This window comes from Micrococcus sp. iso_26 (assembly GCF_056172975.1).
This window is the reverse complement of sequence record NZ_CM149652.1, coordinates 409,388-425,073: the sequence shown is the minus strand read 5'-3', so window position 1 is coordinate 425,073 and position 15,686 is coordinate 409,388. Positions and strand designations below refer to the sequence as shown.

Annotated in this window: 14 protein-coding genes; 7 read left to right on the top strand and 7 right to left on the bottom strand. The window is 74.7% G+C overall.

The features are described from left to right. Nucleotides 1–97: 97 nt before the first annotated feature. Nucleotides 98–1,450 carry a magnesium transporter gene (mgtE, locus tag AC0VX0_RS01955; protein ID WP_049145605.1) on the bottom strand — a complete coding sequence of 451 codons (1,353 nt, stop codon included), beginning with the start codon at nt 1,448–1,450 and terminating at the stop codon, nt 98–100. A 67-nt stretch (nt 1,451–1,517) separates the two neighbouring features. Further along, on the bottom strand, nt 1,518–3,212 hold the full coding sequence (gene purH, locus AC0VX0_RS01950; protein ID WP_041102975.1) for a bifunctional phosphoribosylaminoimidazolecarboxamide formyltransferase/IMP cyclohydrolase: 1,695 nt from the start codon (nt 3,210–3,212) through the stop codon (nt 1,518–1,520). Between the two features lie 119 nt (nt 3,213–3,331). Here purH and AC0VX0_RS01945 point away from each other — a divergent pair, with 119 nt between their 5' ends. Beyond that, a complete protein-coding gene (locus AC0VX0_RS01945) occupies nt 3,332–4,753 on the top strand; it encodes an MFS transporter (RefSeq protein ID WP_020621610.1) in 1,422 nt (473 codons plus the stop codon). On the opposite strand, the gene purN is transcribed toward AC0VX0_RS01945, so the two are convergent. Then, complete coding sequence (purN, locus tag AC0VX0_RS01940) at nt 4,740–5,303, bottom strand: phosphoribosylglycinamide formyltransferase (RefSeq protein WP_020621609.1); 564 nt, start codon at nt 5,301–5,303, stop codon at nt 4,740–4,742. The genes AC0VX0_RS01945 and purN overlap by 14 nt on opposite strands. Before the next feature lie 22 nt (nt 5,304–5,325). Between purN and AC0VX0_RS01935 the strand changes: the two genes are divergently transcribed. Next, the gene (locus AC0VX0_RS01935; protein WP_070709856.1) at nt 5,326–5,763 is read left to right on the top strand and encodes a hypothetical protein; all 438 of its coding nucleotides are present in this window, start codon (nt 5,326–5,328) and stop codon (nt 5,761–5,763) included. Between the two features lie 10 nt (nt 5,764–5,773). Here the strand turns inward: AC0VX0_RS01935 and AC0VX0_RS01930 are convergent, their stop codons facing one another. Next, complete coding sequence (locus AC0VX0_RS01930) at nt 5,774–7,138, bottom strand: cell division protein PerM (protein ID WP_230277850.1); 1,365 nt, start codon at nt 7,136–7,138, stop codon at nt 5,774–5,776. A 160-nt stretch (nt 7,139–7,298) separates the two neighbouring features. Here AC0VX0_RS01930 and AC0VX0_RS01925 point away from each other — a divergent pair, with 160 nt between their 5' ends. The 4 genes from AC0VX0_RS01925 to AC0VX0_RS01910 all read left to right on the top strand — a co-directional run bounded on the left by AC0VX0_RS01925 (nt 7,299) and on the right by AC0VX0_RS01910 (nt 12,399). Then, nucleotides 7,299–8,516: a glycosyltransferase family 4 protein gene (locus AC0VX0_RS01925; RefSeq protein ID WP_049145616.1), complete on the top strand. Its 1,218-nt coding sequence runs from the start codon at nt 7,299–7,301 to the stop codon at nt 8,514–8,516. A 74-nt stretch (nt 8,517–8,590) separates the two neighbouring features. Beyond that, a complete protein-coding gene (locus AC0VX0_RS01920) occupies nt 8,591–9,649 on the top strand; it encodes an aldo/keto reductase (protein ID WP_020621605.1) in 1,059 nt (352 codons plus the stop codon). 157 nt (nt 9,650–9,806) lie between these two features. Then, nucleotides 9,807–11,147 (top strand): NADP-specific glutamate dehydrogenase, encoded by a 1,341-nt coding sequence (gene gdhA, locus AC0VX0_RS01915; protein WP_020621604.1) that lies wholly within the window; start codon nt 9,807–9,809, stop codon nt 11,145–11,147. Between the two features lie 193 nt (nt 11,148–11,340). Beyond that, nucleotides 11,341–12,399, top strand: coding sequence for a hypothetical protein (locus AC0VX0_RS01910; protein WP_101965717.1), 1,059 nt, complete (start codon nt 11,341–11,343; stop codon nt 12,397–12,399). A 140-nt stretch (nt 12,400–12,539) separates the two neighbouring features. Here the strand turns inward: AC0VX0_RS01910 and AC0VX0_RS01905 are convergent, their stop codons facing one another. From AC0VX0_RS01905 to AC0VX0_RS01895, 3 genes are read right to left on the bottom strand one after another with little or no spacing between them, the layout of a single operon-like run. Then, nucleotides 12,540–12,986, bottom strand: coding sequence for an acyl-CoA thioesterase (locus tag AC0VX0_RS01905; RefSeq protein ID WP_002853740.1), 447 nt, complete (start codon nt 12,984–12,986; stop codon nt 12,540–12,542). Beyond that, a complete protein-coding gene (locus AC0VX0_RS01900) occupies nt 12,983–14,203 on the bottom strand; it encodes an App1 family protein (protein ID WP_207476101.1) in 1,221 nt (406 codons plus the stop codon). Before AC0VX0_RS01900 ends, AC0VX0_RS01905 begins: the two co-directional genes overlap by 4 nt. Nucleotides 14,204–14,230: 27 nt before the next feature. Further along, nucleotides 14,231–14,677 carry a DUF6508 domain-containing protein gene (locus AC0VX0_RS01895; protein ID WP_020621601.1) on the bottom strand — a complete coding sequence of 149 codons (447 nt, stop codon included), beginning with the start codon at nt 14,675–14,677 and terminating at the stop codon, nt 14,231–14,233. A gap of 83 nt (nt 14,678–14,760) precedes the next feature. Between AC0VX0_RS01895 and AC0VX0_RS01890 the strand changes: the two genes are divergently transcribed. Then, a complete protein-coding gene (locus AC0VX0_RS01890) occupies nt 14,761–15,666 on the top strand; it encodes an inositol monophosphatase family protein (RefSeq protein WP_020621600.1) in 906 nt (301 codons plus the stop codon). Nucleotides 15,667–15,686: the final 20 nt, after the last annotated feature.

The following is a 15,686-nucleotide window of genomic DNA, read 5'->3' as shown; positions in this document are numbered from 1 at the left end:
CCGTGTGTGGCTCGGCGTCAGCGCCCGCGGCCGGTCCGGCGGGCCCGCCCCGGAACGCCTCGCCGAGGCGGGAAGGGCGTCGTGGGTCGTGGCCGGCTCAGATGCCGAGCACGGCCTGGGCGATGAAGAAGTAGACGACCAGGCCGAGGGCGTCCACGAGCGTCGAGATGAACGGGTTCGAGAACACGGCGGGGTCGGCGCCGATCGTGCGCGCCGCCAACGGCATGAGGCCGCCGACGGTGGCGGCGAAGGCGCACACGGTGAACAGCGTCGCCCCGATCACGAGACCGACGGGCCACGAGAACACGAGCCCGGCGAGCACGAGGCCCAGCAGGCCGATGCACCCGCCCAGGGCCATGCCGACGCGCAGCTCGCGGAACATCACGCGCGGCGCGTCGCGGGGCCGGACGTCGTCGAGGGCGAGCGCCCGGGTGACCGTGGTGGCCGCCTGGTTGCCCGTGTTGCCGCCGGTGCCGATGATCAGCGGGATGAACAGGGAGAGGACGACCATCTCCTCGAGCGTGTCCTCGAAGACGCCGAGCACCTGCACGGTGAGGGTGGCCCCGATCGCGAGCACGAGCAGCCACGTGATCCGCGAGCGCATCAGGCTCAGGACGGAGGTCGCCAGGTAGGGACGACCCAGCGGCTCCACGCCGCCGGCGCGGGCGGAGTCCTCGGTCGACCCCTCGTCGAGGACCTCGAGGGCGTCGGCCACCGTGAACACCCCGATCAGGCGACCCTCCGAGTCCGTCACCGGCACGGTCCACAGACGGCGGTCCGCGCAGAGCCGGGCCACCTCCTCGGCGTCCTCGGTGGCGACGGCGGACACCGGTTCCCGCATGATCTCCGAGACTCGCGCATCGAGCGGCTGCGTGACCAGCACGGAGACGTCGACGACGCCCGTCAGACGCGCCTGGGGACTGACCACCGGCACGGAGACGATGGCGGCCTGCTCCTGCCCCCCGTGCTCCCGGAGGTTCTCGAGCGCGGTGGACACGGTCCAGTCCTCGCGCAGGCGCACGGGCGCCATGCGCAACCGCCGTCCCACCGAGTCCGCCGGGTAGCCCAGGAGCCGGCCGGCCTTGCCGCTCGCCTCCGCGTCGAGCCCGGCGAGCATCTTGCGGGCCACGTTGGCCGGCATCTCGTCGAGCAGCCGGGCCTGGCCCGAGACCCGCAGCTCGGCGAAGAGGTCCTGGACCTGACCGTCCTGGAGCTTGCGCACCAGGTCGGACTGCTGGCCCGTCTCCATGGCCGCGAAGACCTGGACCGCCGTCGTCTTGTCCAGGAGGCGGAACAGCATCGGGGCCATGCGCGGCTCGGAGCGGTCCAGGAGGTCGAGCGCGTCGCCCGGGGACAGCGCGCGCAGCAGCTCGACCGCGCTGTCGAGGTCGTCCCTGCGCAGGTGCTCACGGATGCGGTCCTCGACGCTCTCGACCTCGCGGCGGGTCATCACCTCGTCACCTCCTGGGGGTCGGGGGGCCCGGTCCGGGCCCCCGTCCGGCAGCGGCGCGCCGCGCTCAGCCGTGGAAGAAGTGGCGCGCCCCGGTCAGGTACAGGGTCACGCCGGCGGCCTCGGCCGCGGCCACGACCTCCTCGTCCCGGACGGAGCCGCCCGGCTGGACGACGGCCTTCACGCCGGCGTCGATGAGGATCTGCAGCCCGTCCGCGAACGGGAAGAACGCGTCCGAGGCGGCCACGGACCCGCGGGCCCGCTCGGGGGCGCCCTCCCCGGAGACGTTCTCCGCGCCGCCGGCGCTGCTCACGTCCTGCCCGCCGGTCTGCGCGGCGCCCAGGGTGTTGGCGCGCTCGACGGCCAGGCGGCAGGAGTCGAGGCGGTTGACCTGGCCCATGCCCACGCCCACCGTGGCGCCGTCGTGGGCCAGCAGCACGGCGTTGGACTTGGCCGCGCGCACGGCGCGCCACGCGAAGGCCAGGTCGGCCAGGACGGCCTCGTCGGCGGCGGGGCCGGCGGCGAGGGTCCAGGTGGCCGGGTCGTCGCCGTCCGCGTCCACCGCGTCCGCGATCTGCAGCAGCATGCCGCCCGAGACCTGCTTGGCCTCCACCGCATCCCGCAGGAAGCCCTCGGGCAGGCTCAGCAGACGCAGGTTCTTCTTGGCGGAGAGGATCTCCAGGGCCTCGGGCTCGAACGCCGGGGCCACGACGACCTCCGTGAACACGTCCTTCACCTGGGCGGCCATGGCGGCGGTGACCGGGCGGTTGGCCGCGATCACGCCGCCGAACGCGGAGACCGGGTCGCACGCGTGGGCCTTGGCGTGCGCCTGCGCGATGTCCGTGCCCTCATCCGTGACGGCCAGGCCGCACGGGTTGGCGTGCTTGACGATCGCCACGGCCGGGACCGGGTGGTCGAAGGCGGCGCGCACCGCGGCGTCGGCGTCCACGTAGTTGTTGTAGCTCATCGGCTTGCCGTGCAGCAGCTCGGCCTGCGCGATGCCGGGGGCCGCCGAGGAGTCCAGGTACAGCGCCGCGGGCTGGTGCGGGTTCTCGCCGTAGCGCAGGATCTGCGCGCGCTCGAGGGAGAAGCCGGCGTAGGGCGGGAACACGGGGATCTCGTCCGCGTCCGTGTCCTCGCCGAAGTGGGCGGCGGTCCAGGCGGCCACGGCGTTGTCGTACCCGGCGGTGTGGGCGAAGGCCAGGGCGGCCAGGCGCCGGCGGGCGCGCAGGTCGAAGCCGCCGGACTGCGCGGCCTGGACCACCTCGCCGTAGCGGGCCGGGTCCACCACGATCGCCACGGACGCGTGGTTCTTCGCGGCCGCGCGCACCATGGACGGCCCGCCGATGTCGATCTGCTCGACGACGGCGTCCTCCGCGGCGCCCGAGTTCACGGTGTCCACGAACGGGTAGAGGTTCACGACGACGAGGTCGAACGGCTCCACCTCGAGCTCGCGCAGCTGGGTCACGTGGTCCTCGCGACGACGGTCGGCCAGGATGCCCGCGTGCACGCGCGGGTGCAGCGTCTTCACGCGGCCGTCCAGGCACTCCTGGAACCCGGTGACCTCGGCGACCTCGGTGACGGGCACACCGGCGGCGGCGATGCGCTGGGCGGTGGAGCCGGTCGAGACGATCTGCACGCCCGCGGCGTGGAGCCCTGTGGCGAGCTCCTCGAGGCCGGTCTTGTCGTACACGGAGATCAGGGCCCGCTTCAGGGGCACCGTGTCCAGGACGGTGGTGGTGGTGGGCTGGGCAGAGGTCACGAGGGGGCGCTCCTTCGAGGGGGTCCGGGTGCGTCCCCCAGCATAGGCCGGGCCGCATAATGGCCCAGGCGTCCGCGTGACGGACCGCCCCCACTCCACCCGACGAACGGGAGCCGACCATGTCCTCCGCCACCCCGCCCCGCCCCAGCGCCGACGGCGCGCACCCCGGGCCCGCGCCCGACGTCGTCGCCCCCGACGCCGCCCTGCCCACCGGTGAGGCGGTCGTCCAGGAGCTGCCGTGGCGCTGGTCCGTCCAGGGCCGCATCTTCCTGATCGGCGGCCTGGGCTTCATGTTCGACGCGTGGGACGTCACGCTCAACGGCGTGATGATCCCGCTGCTGCGCGAGGAGTGGGCCCTGGACAAGGCCGACGCCGCGTGGATCGGCACCGCCAACCTCATCGGCATGGCCGTGGGCGCGTTCCTGTGGGGCACCATCGCGGACCGCATCGGCCGCAAGGCGGCGTTCGCGTGGACGCTCGCGATCTTCTCCGTGTTCACGATCGCGGGCGCGCTGACGGACTCCCTGCTGTGGTTCGCGCTGTTCCGGTTCGTGGCCGGCATGGGCCTGGGCGGCACGATCCCCGTGGACTACGCGCTCGTGGGCGAGTTCACCCCGCGCCGGCTGCGCGGCCGCGTCCTGGCCGCGATGGACGGCTGGTGGCCCGTCGGCGCCGCGCTGTGCGGCCTCGTCTCCGCCTGGCTCGTGGGCACGTGGGGCGACTGGCGCCTGCCCCTGCTGGCCATGGTCCTGCCGGCCCTGCTCGTGTTCGTCGTGCGCCTAGGCATCCCCGAGTCCCCGCTGTTCCTGATGAGCCGGGGCCGCGAGGCACAGGCCCGCGCCGTCATCGACCGCATGGTGGCGGCCACCGGCGCACCCCGCCGGCCCTACACGATGCCCCCGGCCGAGCCGGCCCGCTCCGGCGGCGTCGGCGCACAGCTCGCCGCGGTCTGGCGGTTCTCCCCGCGCATCACCGCGGTCGCCTGGGCCCTGTTCGTGGCCATCATGCTCGTCTACTACATCGCGCTGCAGTGGCTGCCGACGTTCCTCATCGACGCCGGCTACGCGGAGGGCCGCGCCTTCATCATGACCTCCGGCATGGCCGCGGCCGGCCTGCTCGGCGTGGTCGTGGCCACCGTGCTGATCGAGGTCACCGGCCGCCGCTGGCTGCTGGCCGTCAGCGCCGTCGTCGCGAGCGCCCTGACCGTCTGGCTGGCGAGCGTGCTGGACGTGCCCGCCGCGGTGCTGCCGCTCGTGCTGACGTTCGGCTTCGTGGTGCAGGTCGCGATCCCGGTGCTCTACACGTACGTCTCCGAGCTGTACCCGACGACGCTGCGCGCCTCCGGCTTCGGCTGGGCGTCGGCGGCCTCGCGGGTGGGCGCGGGCCTGGGCCCGCTGCTCTTCGTGGGCACGCTGGTCCCCGCCCTCGGGCTGCCGGCGGCGTTCGCCGTCACCGGCGGGCTCGTGGTCCTGGCCTGCGCGGCGATGCTGGCGCTGGCCCCGGAGACCCGCGGCCGCACCCTCGAGGTCAGCGCCGACTGAGCTCGCCGAGCACGCGCAGCAGCAGGGCCCGCTCCTGGACCTTGATGCGCTCGTGCAGCTCGGCCTCGGTGTCCGTGTCCAGCACGGGCACCGCGGCCTGCGCGAGGATCGGGCCGGTGTCCACGCCCGCGTCCACCACGTGCACGGTGCAGCCGGTGACCTTCACCCCGTGCGCCAGCGCGTCCCGGACGCCGTGGGCCCCCGGGAAGGAGGGCAGCAGGGCCGGGTGGGTGTTGAGGATGCGGCCCTCGAACCGCTCGAGCAGCGGGGCGCCCAGGATCCGCATGAACCCGGAGCACACCACCCAGTCCGGCGCGTAGGCGACGACGGCGTCCGCGAGCGCCTCGTCCCACGCGCGCCGGTCCGCGTGGTCCTTCGGGGACACCACGAACGTCTCGATCCCGTGGGCGCGGGCACGCTCCAGGCCGCCGGCGTCGGCGACGTCGGCGCCCACCGCGGCGATCTCCACGTCCAGGGCGCCGGAGGCGACGGCGTCGAGGACGGCCTGCAGGTTGGTGCCGGAACCGGAGACGAGGGCAACGATGCGCATGCGCCCATCGTAGGGTGAGGGGGTGTCCGCCCCCGTTCCCTCCTCCCCGCCCCGCCCGCCGCAGGGCGCCCCGGATCCCGGCCGCGTGCGCACCGGCCGTGCCCTGCTGTGGCAGTCCGTGGCGCTGCTGGGGATGGTGCTCTCCTTCTCCCTCGTGCTGCCGTGGAAGCTGATCGCCCTCGCGCTGGGGCTGGTCGCCCTCGTGCTCGGCGTGCGCGTGTGGGTCACGAGCCGCGGCGCCGAGCGCTCGGGGCTGCCCCGCGCGGTGGCGTCCGCCGGCATGGCGATGGCGCTGATGGGCATGACGACGGCGGCGCTGCCGCTGCTCGCGTGGGACGCGACGGTCCAGCTCGAGCAGTGCGGCGCCTCCGCGCTCACCGTGCGGGCGCAGCAGGCGTGCGCGGACGAGTTCACCCGTCAGGTGGAGGAGCGCACGGGGGTGCCCCAGCTGCGGCCCTGAGCCGCGGGCGTCAGTCCCGCGCCCGGCGCGGGGACGGCCGGTCGCGCAGGCCCGAGGCGCGGTCGCCGGACCGCGGCACCGTCGTCGTCCCGTCCCGGTGCCCGGCCACGGCCAGGGCCGTGAGGTAGCCGGCCGCGCAGCCCAGCGCGACCCACCCGGCGACGGCGGCGCACACCGCCCAGACGTGGGAGCCGATGTCCGTCAGCGTGCCGAGCCCGAGCGTCCCGGAGGTGAGGGCCAGCGGCACGAGCAGCAGCAGCCCGGCGAGCAGTCCGGTGAGCACGGCCAGGGCCAGCGTGGACAGCGTCAGGGACACCGCGCGGCTGCCGTGGCGGGCGTGCAGCCAGTCGTCGAGGTGGTTCTCCCCCTCCCGCAGCAGCCACACGCCGGCCACGGCGCCGGCGCCGATCGGCACGGCCAGCAGGAGCAGCTGCCACGGCGACCACGTCACGGGCAGCGCACCCAGCGCCGGAAGGGCAGGCGCGGTGGCCGGCGTCGCGCCGAACACCGAGTAGAGGCTGTCCGCGCCCACGGAGAACCCCGGGCCCGCCGTCCACGCGATCGACCACGCGGTGAACGTGGGCAGCCAGCCGATCTGCAGCAGCGCCAGGAGCAGGCCGCCCAGCGGACCGCCCCCGATCGCCTCGGCCACGGTGACGACGGCGGTCCACTCGACGGCCAGCCGCCCCGCCACGAGCAGCGCGTTCAGGCCCGTCAGGGCGAGCACGGCGAGGACCGCGGCGCGCACCACGGACCAGGCGTACGAACCGGCCCAGCGTTCGTACTGCGAGCGCCGCGAGATCCGCTCCGTGAGGTCCAGGCCGATCAGGTGGGCCCAGGTGCCCGCCTCGCGCCGGGCCCCCGCGAGGGCGGCGACGCCGAAGAGCAGGGCGGGCAGCAGCGCCGCCGGGGCGGGGTGGACCGTCAGCTCGTCCGTGCCGGGCAGGAACGCCACGGCCAGCCCCACCAGGGCGTAGGCCCCCACCGCGCCCACGAAGGCCTGCCACGCCTGGTCCCGGTAGGACGCGCGGGCCAGGCGCCGGCCGGCCCGCCACGACAGCGCGAGCGGGACCAGGGTCAGGCCCCACGGCACGAGCCACGCCGTGCCGGTGATGAGGTGATCCGGCGCGGTGGGCATGGCCGTGGCCACGGTGACGGGCACCGCGTGCAGGGCCAGCCACAGGACGCCGCCCACCTGGACGGCACCCTCGATGGTCGGCCGCTCGAACCCGCCCGTGGCCCACACCGCGAGGGTGGGGACCATGACCGCCAGCAGGCTGATCATCGCCGTGACGAGCGCCTCGACCACCCCCTGCAGCCACAGCGGCAGGGGGACGGGGCGCAGCAGACGGGGCGCAGCGGGGCGGGAACTCACCCGTCCATGGTGCCACCCGACTCCGGGCGGCGCCTGGACGGGGGCGGGCCGCGCGGGCCGGTGCGACGACCGTCACCGGACCCGAGAGTTCATCGCGGGGTCACCGGGCCGTCGTCGGCGGGTGCCCCGGCCGTGGTCCGGGGTCCTTAGCGTCGGCCACGTGCGTGTCGTCGTGGTCGCCGAATCGTTCCTGCCCCATATGAACGGGGTCACCAACTCCATCCTCCAGGTGCTGCGCCACCTGCGGGAGCGGGGCGACGAGGCGATGGTGATCGCCCCGGCCGCCTCGTGGTCCGCCGGGTGGACCCAACGCGCGGGCGCCGGTGAGGCCCCCCGCGAGGTCGAGGGCTTCCCCGTGCGCACCCTGCCCTCCGTGCCCCTGACCGGGTACGCCTCTGTGCGGGTGGCCGCCGGCACGGTGGGCCGGCTGCGCGGCATGCTCGCCGACTTCGCCCCGGACGTGGTGCACATCGCCTCCCCCTTCGTGCTGGGCTGGCGCGCGGTGCAGGCGGCCGAGGAGCTCGGCATCCCCTCCGTGGCCGTCTACCAGACCGAGGTCCCCGGCTACGCGGCCCGGTACGGCGCCCCGTGGCTGGAGGACGTGCTGTGGAGCCACGTGGCGCGCCTGCACAACATGGCCACGCTGACGCTCGCGCCGTCGTCGTTCACCGTCCGGCAGCTGCACCGCCAGGGGGTGCGACGCGTGCACCTGTGGGGCCGCGGCGTCGACTCCCGCCGATTCCATCCCGCCAAGCGGGACGAGGCGCTGCGCGCCGAGCTCGCCCCGAACGGCGAGAAGCTCGTGGGCTTCGTGGGGCGGCTGGCGCACGAAAAGCAGGTCGGGGACCTGCGCGTGCTCTCGGACCTGCCGGGCACCCGCCTCGTGGTCATCGGCTCCGGGCCGCTGCGCGAACAGCTCGAGCGGGAGCTGCCCGGCGCGCACTTCGCCGGCTTCCAGGGCGGCGAGGACCTCGCACGCCACGTGGCGAGCCTGGACCTGTTCGTGCACCCCGGCGAGTCCGACACCTTCGGCCAGACACTGCAGGAGGCGATGGCCTCGGGCGTGCCCGTCGTCGCCGTCGGCCGCGGCGGCCCCCTCGACATCGTGGACGCCTCCCGCACCGGCTGGCTCTACCCGCCCGGCGAGCTGGACGAGCTGCGCCGCCACGTCGCGGACCTCGTGTACGACGACGTCAAGCGGGCCGCGTTCGCCGACGCGGCGTGGGCGTCGGTGCAGGGCCGGACCTGGCCGGTGCTGTGCGAACAGCTCGTGGGCTACTACGAGAAGGCGATCGCGGTGCAGGAGCGCCGCCGCGTGGAGCTGGCCCGCCGGCTGCTGACGGCGCCGTCGCTGCTGGCCGCGCGCGTGTTCGGCTGAACCCCGGGCCGGACGCCGGGCGGGCGCCCGGCGGTCCGGGTCTCGCGTCCGGAGCCGTGGCTAGGGTGGCGGGCATGGACGCCACCCCGCACCCCCGACCCGCCGAGCCCGGCCCCCTGCCCGATCCCGCCGCGCCCCGCCGCCTCGCCGGCAAGGACGTGCACCCCGTCGGCCTCGGGTGCATGAACATCGTGCACGGCTACTCCGGATTCCTCGACGACGACGCCGCCGTCGACCTGCTCACCCGCGTGCTGGAGGACGGCACCGACCACCTGGACACCGCCACCCTCTACGGCGGCGGCCGCAGCGAGGAGCTCGTGGGGCGCGCGCTCGCCCGGGCGGGGTCGGACGTCCGCGAGCGCGTGCTGCTCGCCTCCAAGGGCGGGCTCGTGCGGGACGGGCAGCGGCGGATCGACGGCCGCCCGGAGACGCTGCGCGCGCACGTGGACGCCTCCCTGAGCCGGCTCGGCCAGGACCGGATCGACCTGTACTACCTGCACCGGCTGGACCCGGAGGTCCCCGTCGAGGAGTCCGTGGGGGCGCTCGCAGAGGCCGTCACGGAGGGCAAGATCGGGGCGATCGGCCTGTCCGAGGTCTCGGCCGTCACCCTGACCCGGGCCGTGGCCGTCCACCCGATCGCGGCCGTGCAGTCCGAGTACTCCCTCGCCACCCGCAACCCCGAGTGGGGCGTGCTCGAGGCGTGCCGCCGCCATGGGACCGCCTTCGTGGCCTTCTCCCCCGTCAGCCGCGGCCTGCTCACGGACGCGCCGCCGCGGCTGGGCGGGCTGGACGCGGGAGATCTGCGGCACCGGCTGCCCCGCTTCGCCGAGGGCCACTACGAGGCCAACCTGACGCTGCGCGAGGCGCTCTCGGCCGAGGCCGTCCGGCTCGGGACGAGCACGGCGGGGCTCGCCGTCGCCTGGGTCCTGGCCCAGGGCAAGGACGTCCTGGCGATCCCGGGCACCACCTCGTGGGAGCACTGGCTCGAGGACCGGGGCGCGCACGAGGTGCGGCTGACCCCGGCCGACGTCGCCCGGCTGGACGACCTCGTCAACGACGCGACCGTGGCGGGCCCGCGCTACAGCGAGAGCCAGCAGGCCAGCATCGACACCGAGGCGGCGCCGCCGCGCTGAGCCGAACGCGGGGCCCGGGGTGGCCCGCGTCTCATTTCGGCAACAGAGCGCACTCCCTGTCAGGATGGGCGTCAGGCACCGCGGCCTCCTCCGACCGCGGCGCGCCACGGCGGGGGCACCGCGGGGCGTCTCTACCCCGACGTCCGAGGAGGACACCATGAATGAGTCTCTGGAGACCCTGCGCGACGAAGTGTTCGCGCGCAACCCCGGCGAGGCCGAGTTCCACCAGGCGGTGTCCGAGGTGTTCGAGGCGCTGGGGCCGGTGGTGCAGCGCCACCCCCAGTACGTCGAGGCCGGGGTCATGCACCGCCTCTGCGAGCCGGAGCGCCAGATCATCTTCCGCGTCCCGTGGATCGACGACGCCGGCGTCGTGCAGGTCAACCGCGGGTTCCGCGTGGAGTTCAACTCGGCGCTCGGCCCGTACAAGGGCGGGCTGCGCTTCCACCCCTCCGTGTACCTCGGGATCGTCAAGTTCCTGGGCTTCGAGCAGATCTTCAAGAACTCGCTCACCGGCATGCCGATCGGCGGCGGCAAGGGCGGCTCGGACTTCGACCCCGCCGGCAAGTCCGACCGCGAGATCATGCGGTTCTGCCAGTCCTTCATGACGGAGCTGCATCGCCACATCGGTGAGCACACGGACGTGCCGGCCGGTGACATCGGCGTGGGCGCCCGCGAGATCGGCTACATGTTCGGCCAGTACAAGCGACTGACCAACCGCTTCGAGGCCGGCGCCCTCACCGGCAAGGGCCTGACGTGGGGCGGCTCGCTGGTCCGCACTGAGGCCACCGGCTACGGCGCCGTGATGTTCGTCGACTCCATGCTGCGCACGCGCGGCGAATCCATGGACGGTCAGCAGGTGCTGATCTCCGGCTCCGGCAACGTGGCCATCTACGCCGCGGAGAAGGCCGCCGCGCTCGGGGCCACCGTGCTCACCGCGTCCGACTCCTCGGGCTACATCGTGGACCCGGACGGCCTCGACCTGGACCTGCTCAAGCAGATCAAGGAGGTCGAGCGTGCCCGCATCTCCGAGTACGCCGAGCGCCGCGGCGGGCGGTCCCGCTACGTGACCGGCGGCAGCGTCTGGGACGTCGAGGGCACCGTGGCCCTGCCGTGTGCCACCCAGAACGAGCTCGACGAGTCCGCCGCGCGGACCCTGCTGAAGAACGGGGTGAAGGCCGTGGCCGAGGGCGCGAACATGCCCTGCACCGAGGCGGCCGCCCACCTGTTCGTCGACTCCGGGACGCTGTTCGGCCCGGGCAAGGCCGCCAACGCGGGCGGCGTGGCGACGTCGGCGCTGGAGATGCAGCAGAACGCCTCGCGGGACTCGTGGAGCTTCGACTACACCCACGACCGGCTCGAGCAGATCATGCGCGACATCCACGACCGCTGCGTGGAGACCGCCGAGGAGTACGGCACGCCCGGCAACTACGTGGCGGGGGCGAACATCGCCGGGTTCATCAAGGTCGCCGACGCGATGATCGCCCAGGGCGTGGTCTGAGGCCCGGCCCTGTCCCTTCCGTGATCCTCCGCCGCCCTGCGACATCACCGCCGTTCTGACGCGCGGTGATGTCGCAGGGCGGCGGTCGCTCAAGGGCGCCCGGCTCCTGCACAGGCCCCCCGACGTCGGGTGCCCTCCACCGCCGGCGCGGCCGACCCGTCGCGCCCCCGACGGGCCCACGAGACTGGGCCGCATGACCCTGCTCTCCGACCACTCGCGTGCGCTGCTCCCGGGACGCGGGCCCCTGCTCAGCGCGGCGGACCCTCACGACGGGGCGGCGCGGCGCCGTCTCGAACGCGCCTGGACCCGCGGGGTCCTCGTGCGGCTCTGCCCGCGCGTCTACATCAGCGTCAGCGACTGGGCCGCGCTGCGTCCGTGGGACAGGGCGGTCGTGTCCGCCGTCGCCCTCTCGATCGCCCGCCCCGCGACGGTGTTCACGGGCCTGACCGCGGCCCGGTTGCACGGTCTGGGGCCGGCCGTCGAGCCGCCCGTGCTCGAGCTGCGCGCCCCCTCGCCCGGGCATCACGGCGCCGGTCCGCTGACCCGCCGTCCCTTCGCCCCCTCCGTGGTGGCCCACGATCGCCGGCTTCCCGTCCCGCCGCGCCGCCGACCCCGGTGGGGGCTGCCGGAGGCGGCCCCCGCCGCGCCTCAGCCGGTCGAGGCCGTCCTGTCGGACGGGCAGAGCCTCGGAACCGTCCTGGCGGATCCGCTGCCCACGGTGCTGCTGGTGCTCGGAGCGGCCACCCCGTTCCGCGACGCCGTGGCCCCGCTGGACGCGCTCGTCCGAGCCCGGCCCGAGGAGGCCGCACGCTGGGCGAGGCAGGCGGAGAGCCGACTCAAATCCGCGGCCGCCCTCCGCCGATTCGAGCGGGCCTGGCACTTCGCGGACGCGCGGGCGGAATCCGCCGGCGAGTCCTACAGCCGGGCCAGCATCCACGAGCTCGGCTTCGTCCCGCCCACGGCGCTGCAGCATCGCCACCGGGATGCGAACGGACGCGCGGTGGCCCGCACGGACTTCTGGTGGGAGCAGGTGCGGGTGTACGGGGAGTTCGACGGGCTGGGCAAGTACGACCTGTCGTTCTTCGACGGTGACGACACGGCCCGCCGCGCCAGCATCCGCCGGGAGAAGGAACGGGAGGTGGCCCTGCAGCTGGTCACCCGGGCGGGCGCGCATTGGACGTGGGGAGACCTCCTGCGGCCGGACCGGCTGGCGCGGATCCTCACCGCCGCGGGCGTCCCCCGCTCGGTCTGATCCGCGGCCGTCCCACGGGCCCTGTCTCGACTCGGCGAGCCCGAGCGGCGGACCTCCGCTCTGCGACATCGCAGCCACTCTGCACGGCGGTGATGTCGCTGGGCGGCTGTCGGGCGGTCAGCAGCCCACCTCGGCCCACCTCAGCCGGCCAGCGCCGCCCGCTGCTCGGGGCTGATGCGCACGGGGCGGCCCGTCTGCCCGTCGACGAACACCATGACGGACGTCGCGGTGGCGCAGAGGGTGTCGTCGACGCCGTCGTGCAGGGCGTAGCCCACGTGCACCGAGGCGGCCTTCACGGCGTCCACGCTCACCACAACGCGCAGCGGCACGGGGCGGTAGGGCATCTGGGCCCGGTACTTCACGGTGTGCTCGGAGATGAACGTCCGCACACCGGGGGCCACCCCCTCGAGCAGGTCGATCGGCGGGGCCTGCCCGCCACCGGCGCCGGTGTTCGCGGGCACGCCGAAGGCCGCCACGCGGGCCTCCTCCAGCAGCTGCACCACGGCGATGTTGTTCACGTGGCCGTAGGCGTCCATGTCCGCCCAGCGCAGCGGGATGCGGACCTCGACGGAGCGCGAGGCGGTCAACGGGCGGCCTCCTCATCCGTGGACCGGCCGTCGCGCTGCGCCGCGGCGTCGAGGGCCGCCGGCGCCTCGTCGTCGCCGAGGATGTCCTCACGCCAGGCCTCGGGCTGCACGTCCACGAACTCGACGGGCAGGATGCCCAGGTCTTCGAGCTGATTGGACAGCGTGGCCCCGTCCGGGCCGTAGCACCACGGGATGCCCGGGGTGGAATGGCGGGTGTCCTCCGCCCGGCCGCCCGCGAGCAGCGCCTGGGAGGGGGTCAGCTGCCGGATGACGATCGCCTTGACCCGATCGGGGTGGCGCTGCGCGAACTCGGCGTAGATCTCGGGGTCGTGCTGGCCGTCGTCGCCCACCAGGATCCACTGGATGTCCGGGAACTGCTCGGCGAGGCGCTCGAGCTGGACCCTCTTGTGCTCCTGACCGGAACGGAACCAGCGGTCCCTCGTGGGCCCCCAGCTGGTCAGCAGCAGAGCGCCGAGCGGGTAGAGGTTGCGGCCCAGGAAGCGGGTGAGGGTCTGCGCCACGTTCCACGCGCCCGTGGACAGGTACAGCACGGGGGCCTTCGGCTCGAGCTCGGCGATCCGGCGCAGCAGCACGGCGATCCCCGGAGTGGGCGTGCGGGCGTGCTCGTCGATCACGAACGAGTTCCAGGCCGCCAGCAGGGGGCGGGGCAGTGAGGTGACCACCACGGTGTCGTCGATGTCCGAGACCAGGCCGATCCGCGCGCCCGGCTCGCAGATGTACAGGTCCATGACGGCGTGCTCCTCTTGGCCGCCGACGTGGAGGGTGGCGGTCTGCCAGCCGGGCTCCAGCTCGACGTCCAGCACGACGTCGACGACGCCCATCCGGTCCGTGCGCACCGTGGTGCGCAGGTCCCCCACCTGCACCTCCACCTCGGCGTAGGCCATGGGCGGGGCCACGAAGTTGCGCCAGCCGCGCACGCCGTCCGCCACCACCTTCGACAGCCGACGGCCGTTCATGAACTCCTCGTCGGAGGCGATCACCACACGGGAGAGGATCCGCACCCAGCTGGTGCTGCCGTAGCCCGTGAACGCCATGACCGTCGGCACGTTGCCGGCACGCAGCGCGCGGGCGCGGTGCCAACGGTTCCACCCCTCCTGCAGGTGCGTGGCGACGTTCTCCACGGGAGTGGGGTCACCGGAAGGGGCCAGGCGGCCGCGCCGGGGCGCGGGCGTGGGGGCGTCGGAGGCTGCGGGCATGCGCCCAGTATTCCGCACCGTGCGCTCTCAGCGGATCTCGGGGACCAGCGCGGTCAGGCGGTCCAGCATGCGGCCGACCTTGCCGTTCTCGATCGCGGCGGCCACGTGCCCGTCCGCGAACCGCTCGCCGCGCACCAGGTAGGTGAACAGCGTGCCGAGGTCGGCCAGGGACGCCTCGGCGATGCCGGCCTCGCTCACCCGGTCCACGTTCCGCAGGTAGTCGACGTCGATGCCCGCCAGCTCCTGCGCGGCCACGAGGCCGGGGAACACGCGGTCGTCGTAGTCCGGGTAGACGCCGCCGAGGGTGCCGGGCGCGGGGGCGCCGTAGGAGGCGATCGGCCGGGCCTCGGTGCCGTAGCCGGCGGCGAGCAGCTCGCGCAGCGCACGCACGGCGGCCACGCGCTGGGGCGTGGGGGTCTGCGGGCCGGTGAGGGTGGCGTCGTCGTCGGGGGTCGGGAGGGGGTGCTCGGTCATGGCGGCTCCTCTGCTCGGGGGGGGTCGGCCCCATTGTCTCGCGTGCGGTCCGACGTGTCCGGGCCCCCGCCTAGGCTCGGGGCATGAGCCCCGCCCTGCCCCGCCCCGCCGAGCTGCGCGCGATCGCCCTCGACGCCGCCCGCGCGGTCGTCGGCGACCTCGCCGCCGCCTTCCGCTCCCCCACCGCCATCGGGCCCGAGGCCAAGACCACGCACCACGACCTCGTCACCGTGCACGACCGACACACCGAGGCCCGGCTCGTCGCCGCGCTCACGACGGCGGTCCCCGGCTCCGGCGTGCTCGGCGAGGAGCTCGGGGCGCAGGCCGGCACCGGTGAGGCCGCCCGGCTGACCTGGATCGTCGACCCCATCGACGGCACCTCCAACTTCACACACGGCTTCGCGATGTTCTCGGTGTCCCTGGCCGCCGAGGTCGACGGCGAGGTGGTGGCCGGCGTCGTGCTGGACCCCGTGGGCCGGCTGGCGTTCTCCGCCGACGCGGACGGCGCCTACCTCACCCGCGGCGACGGGCCGGAGCGCCCGCTGGCCGAGGTCGGCCGGCCGGCGCCGGCCGGCGGCGAGCGCGCCCAGAACCTCGTGACCTCCTATCCGGCGGGCGAGGCGCTCGCGCGCGAGGGCGAGGACGCGCTGCGCCGCTTCGGACGTCTCGTGACCGCCCACGCGACCGTGCGCCGCACCGTCTCCGGCGCCCTCGAGCTCGCCCACACGGCGGCGGGCTGGGCCGACGCCGCGCTGTACGTGGACACCAAGCCCTGGGACGTCGCGGCAGGGCAGCTGATCCTGCGCCGCGCCGGGGGCAGGTGGCTCACGCCGGACCCGGCCGCGCCGTCGTCGGGCCGGCTCGTCGACGACGGCCCGCGCGCCCACACGTGCCCGTTCGCGCTCGCCGTCGCCCCGGGCCGCGAGGCGCCGACGACGGCGGCGGTGCTGGGTGACATCGTCGCCTCGCGGGCGACCGACCATGTATAGAGTGGATGTGAGCCCGATCT

Coding starts and splice junctions, on each gene's coding strand:
- mgtE (WP_049145605.1), bottom strand. CDS start 1,450: ATGACCCGCCGCGAGGTCGAGAGCGTCGAGGACCGCATCCGTGAGCAC.
- AC0VX0_RS01945 (WP_020621610.1), top strand. CDS start 3,332: ATGTCCTCCGCCACCCCGCCCCGCCCCAGCGCCGACGGCGCGCACCCC.
- purN (WP_020621609.1), bottom strand. CDS start 5,303: ATGCGCATCGTTGCCCTCGTCTCCGGTTCCGGCACCAACCTGCAGGCC.
- AC0VX0_RS01920 (WP_020621605.1), top strand. CDS start 8,591: ATGGACGCCACCCCGCACCCCCGACCCGCCGAGCCCGGCCCCCTGCCC.
- gdhA (WP_020621604.1), top strand. CDS start 9,807: ATGAATGAGTCTCTGGAGACCCTGCGCGACGAAGTGTTCGCGCGCAAC.
- AC0VX0_RS01910 (WP_101965717.1), top strand. CDS start 11,341: ATGACCCTGCTCTCCGACCACTCGCGTGCGCTGCTCCCGGGACGCGGG.
- AC0VX0_RS01900 (WP_207476101.1), bottom strand. CDS start 14,203: ATGCCCGCAGCCTCCGACGCCCCCACGCCCGCGCCCCGGCGCGGCCGC.
- AC0VX0_RS01895 (WP_020621601.1), bottom strand. CDS start 14,677: ATGACCGAGCACCCCCTCCCGACCCCCGACGACGACGCCACCCTCACC.
- AC0VX0_RS01890 (WP_020621600.1), top strand. CDS start 14,761: ATGAGCCCCGCCCTGCCCCGCCCCGCCGAGCTGCGCGCGATCGCCCTC.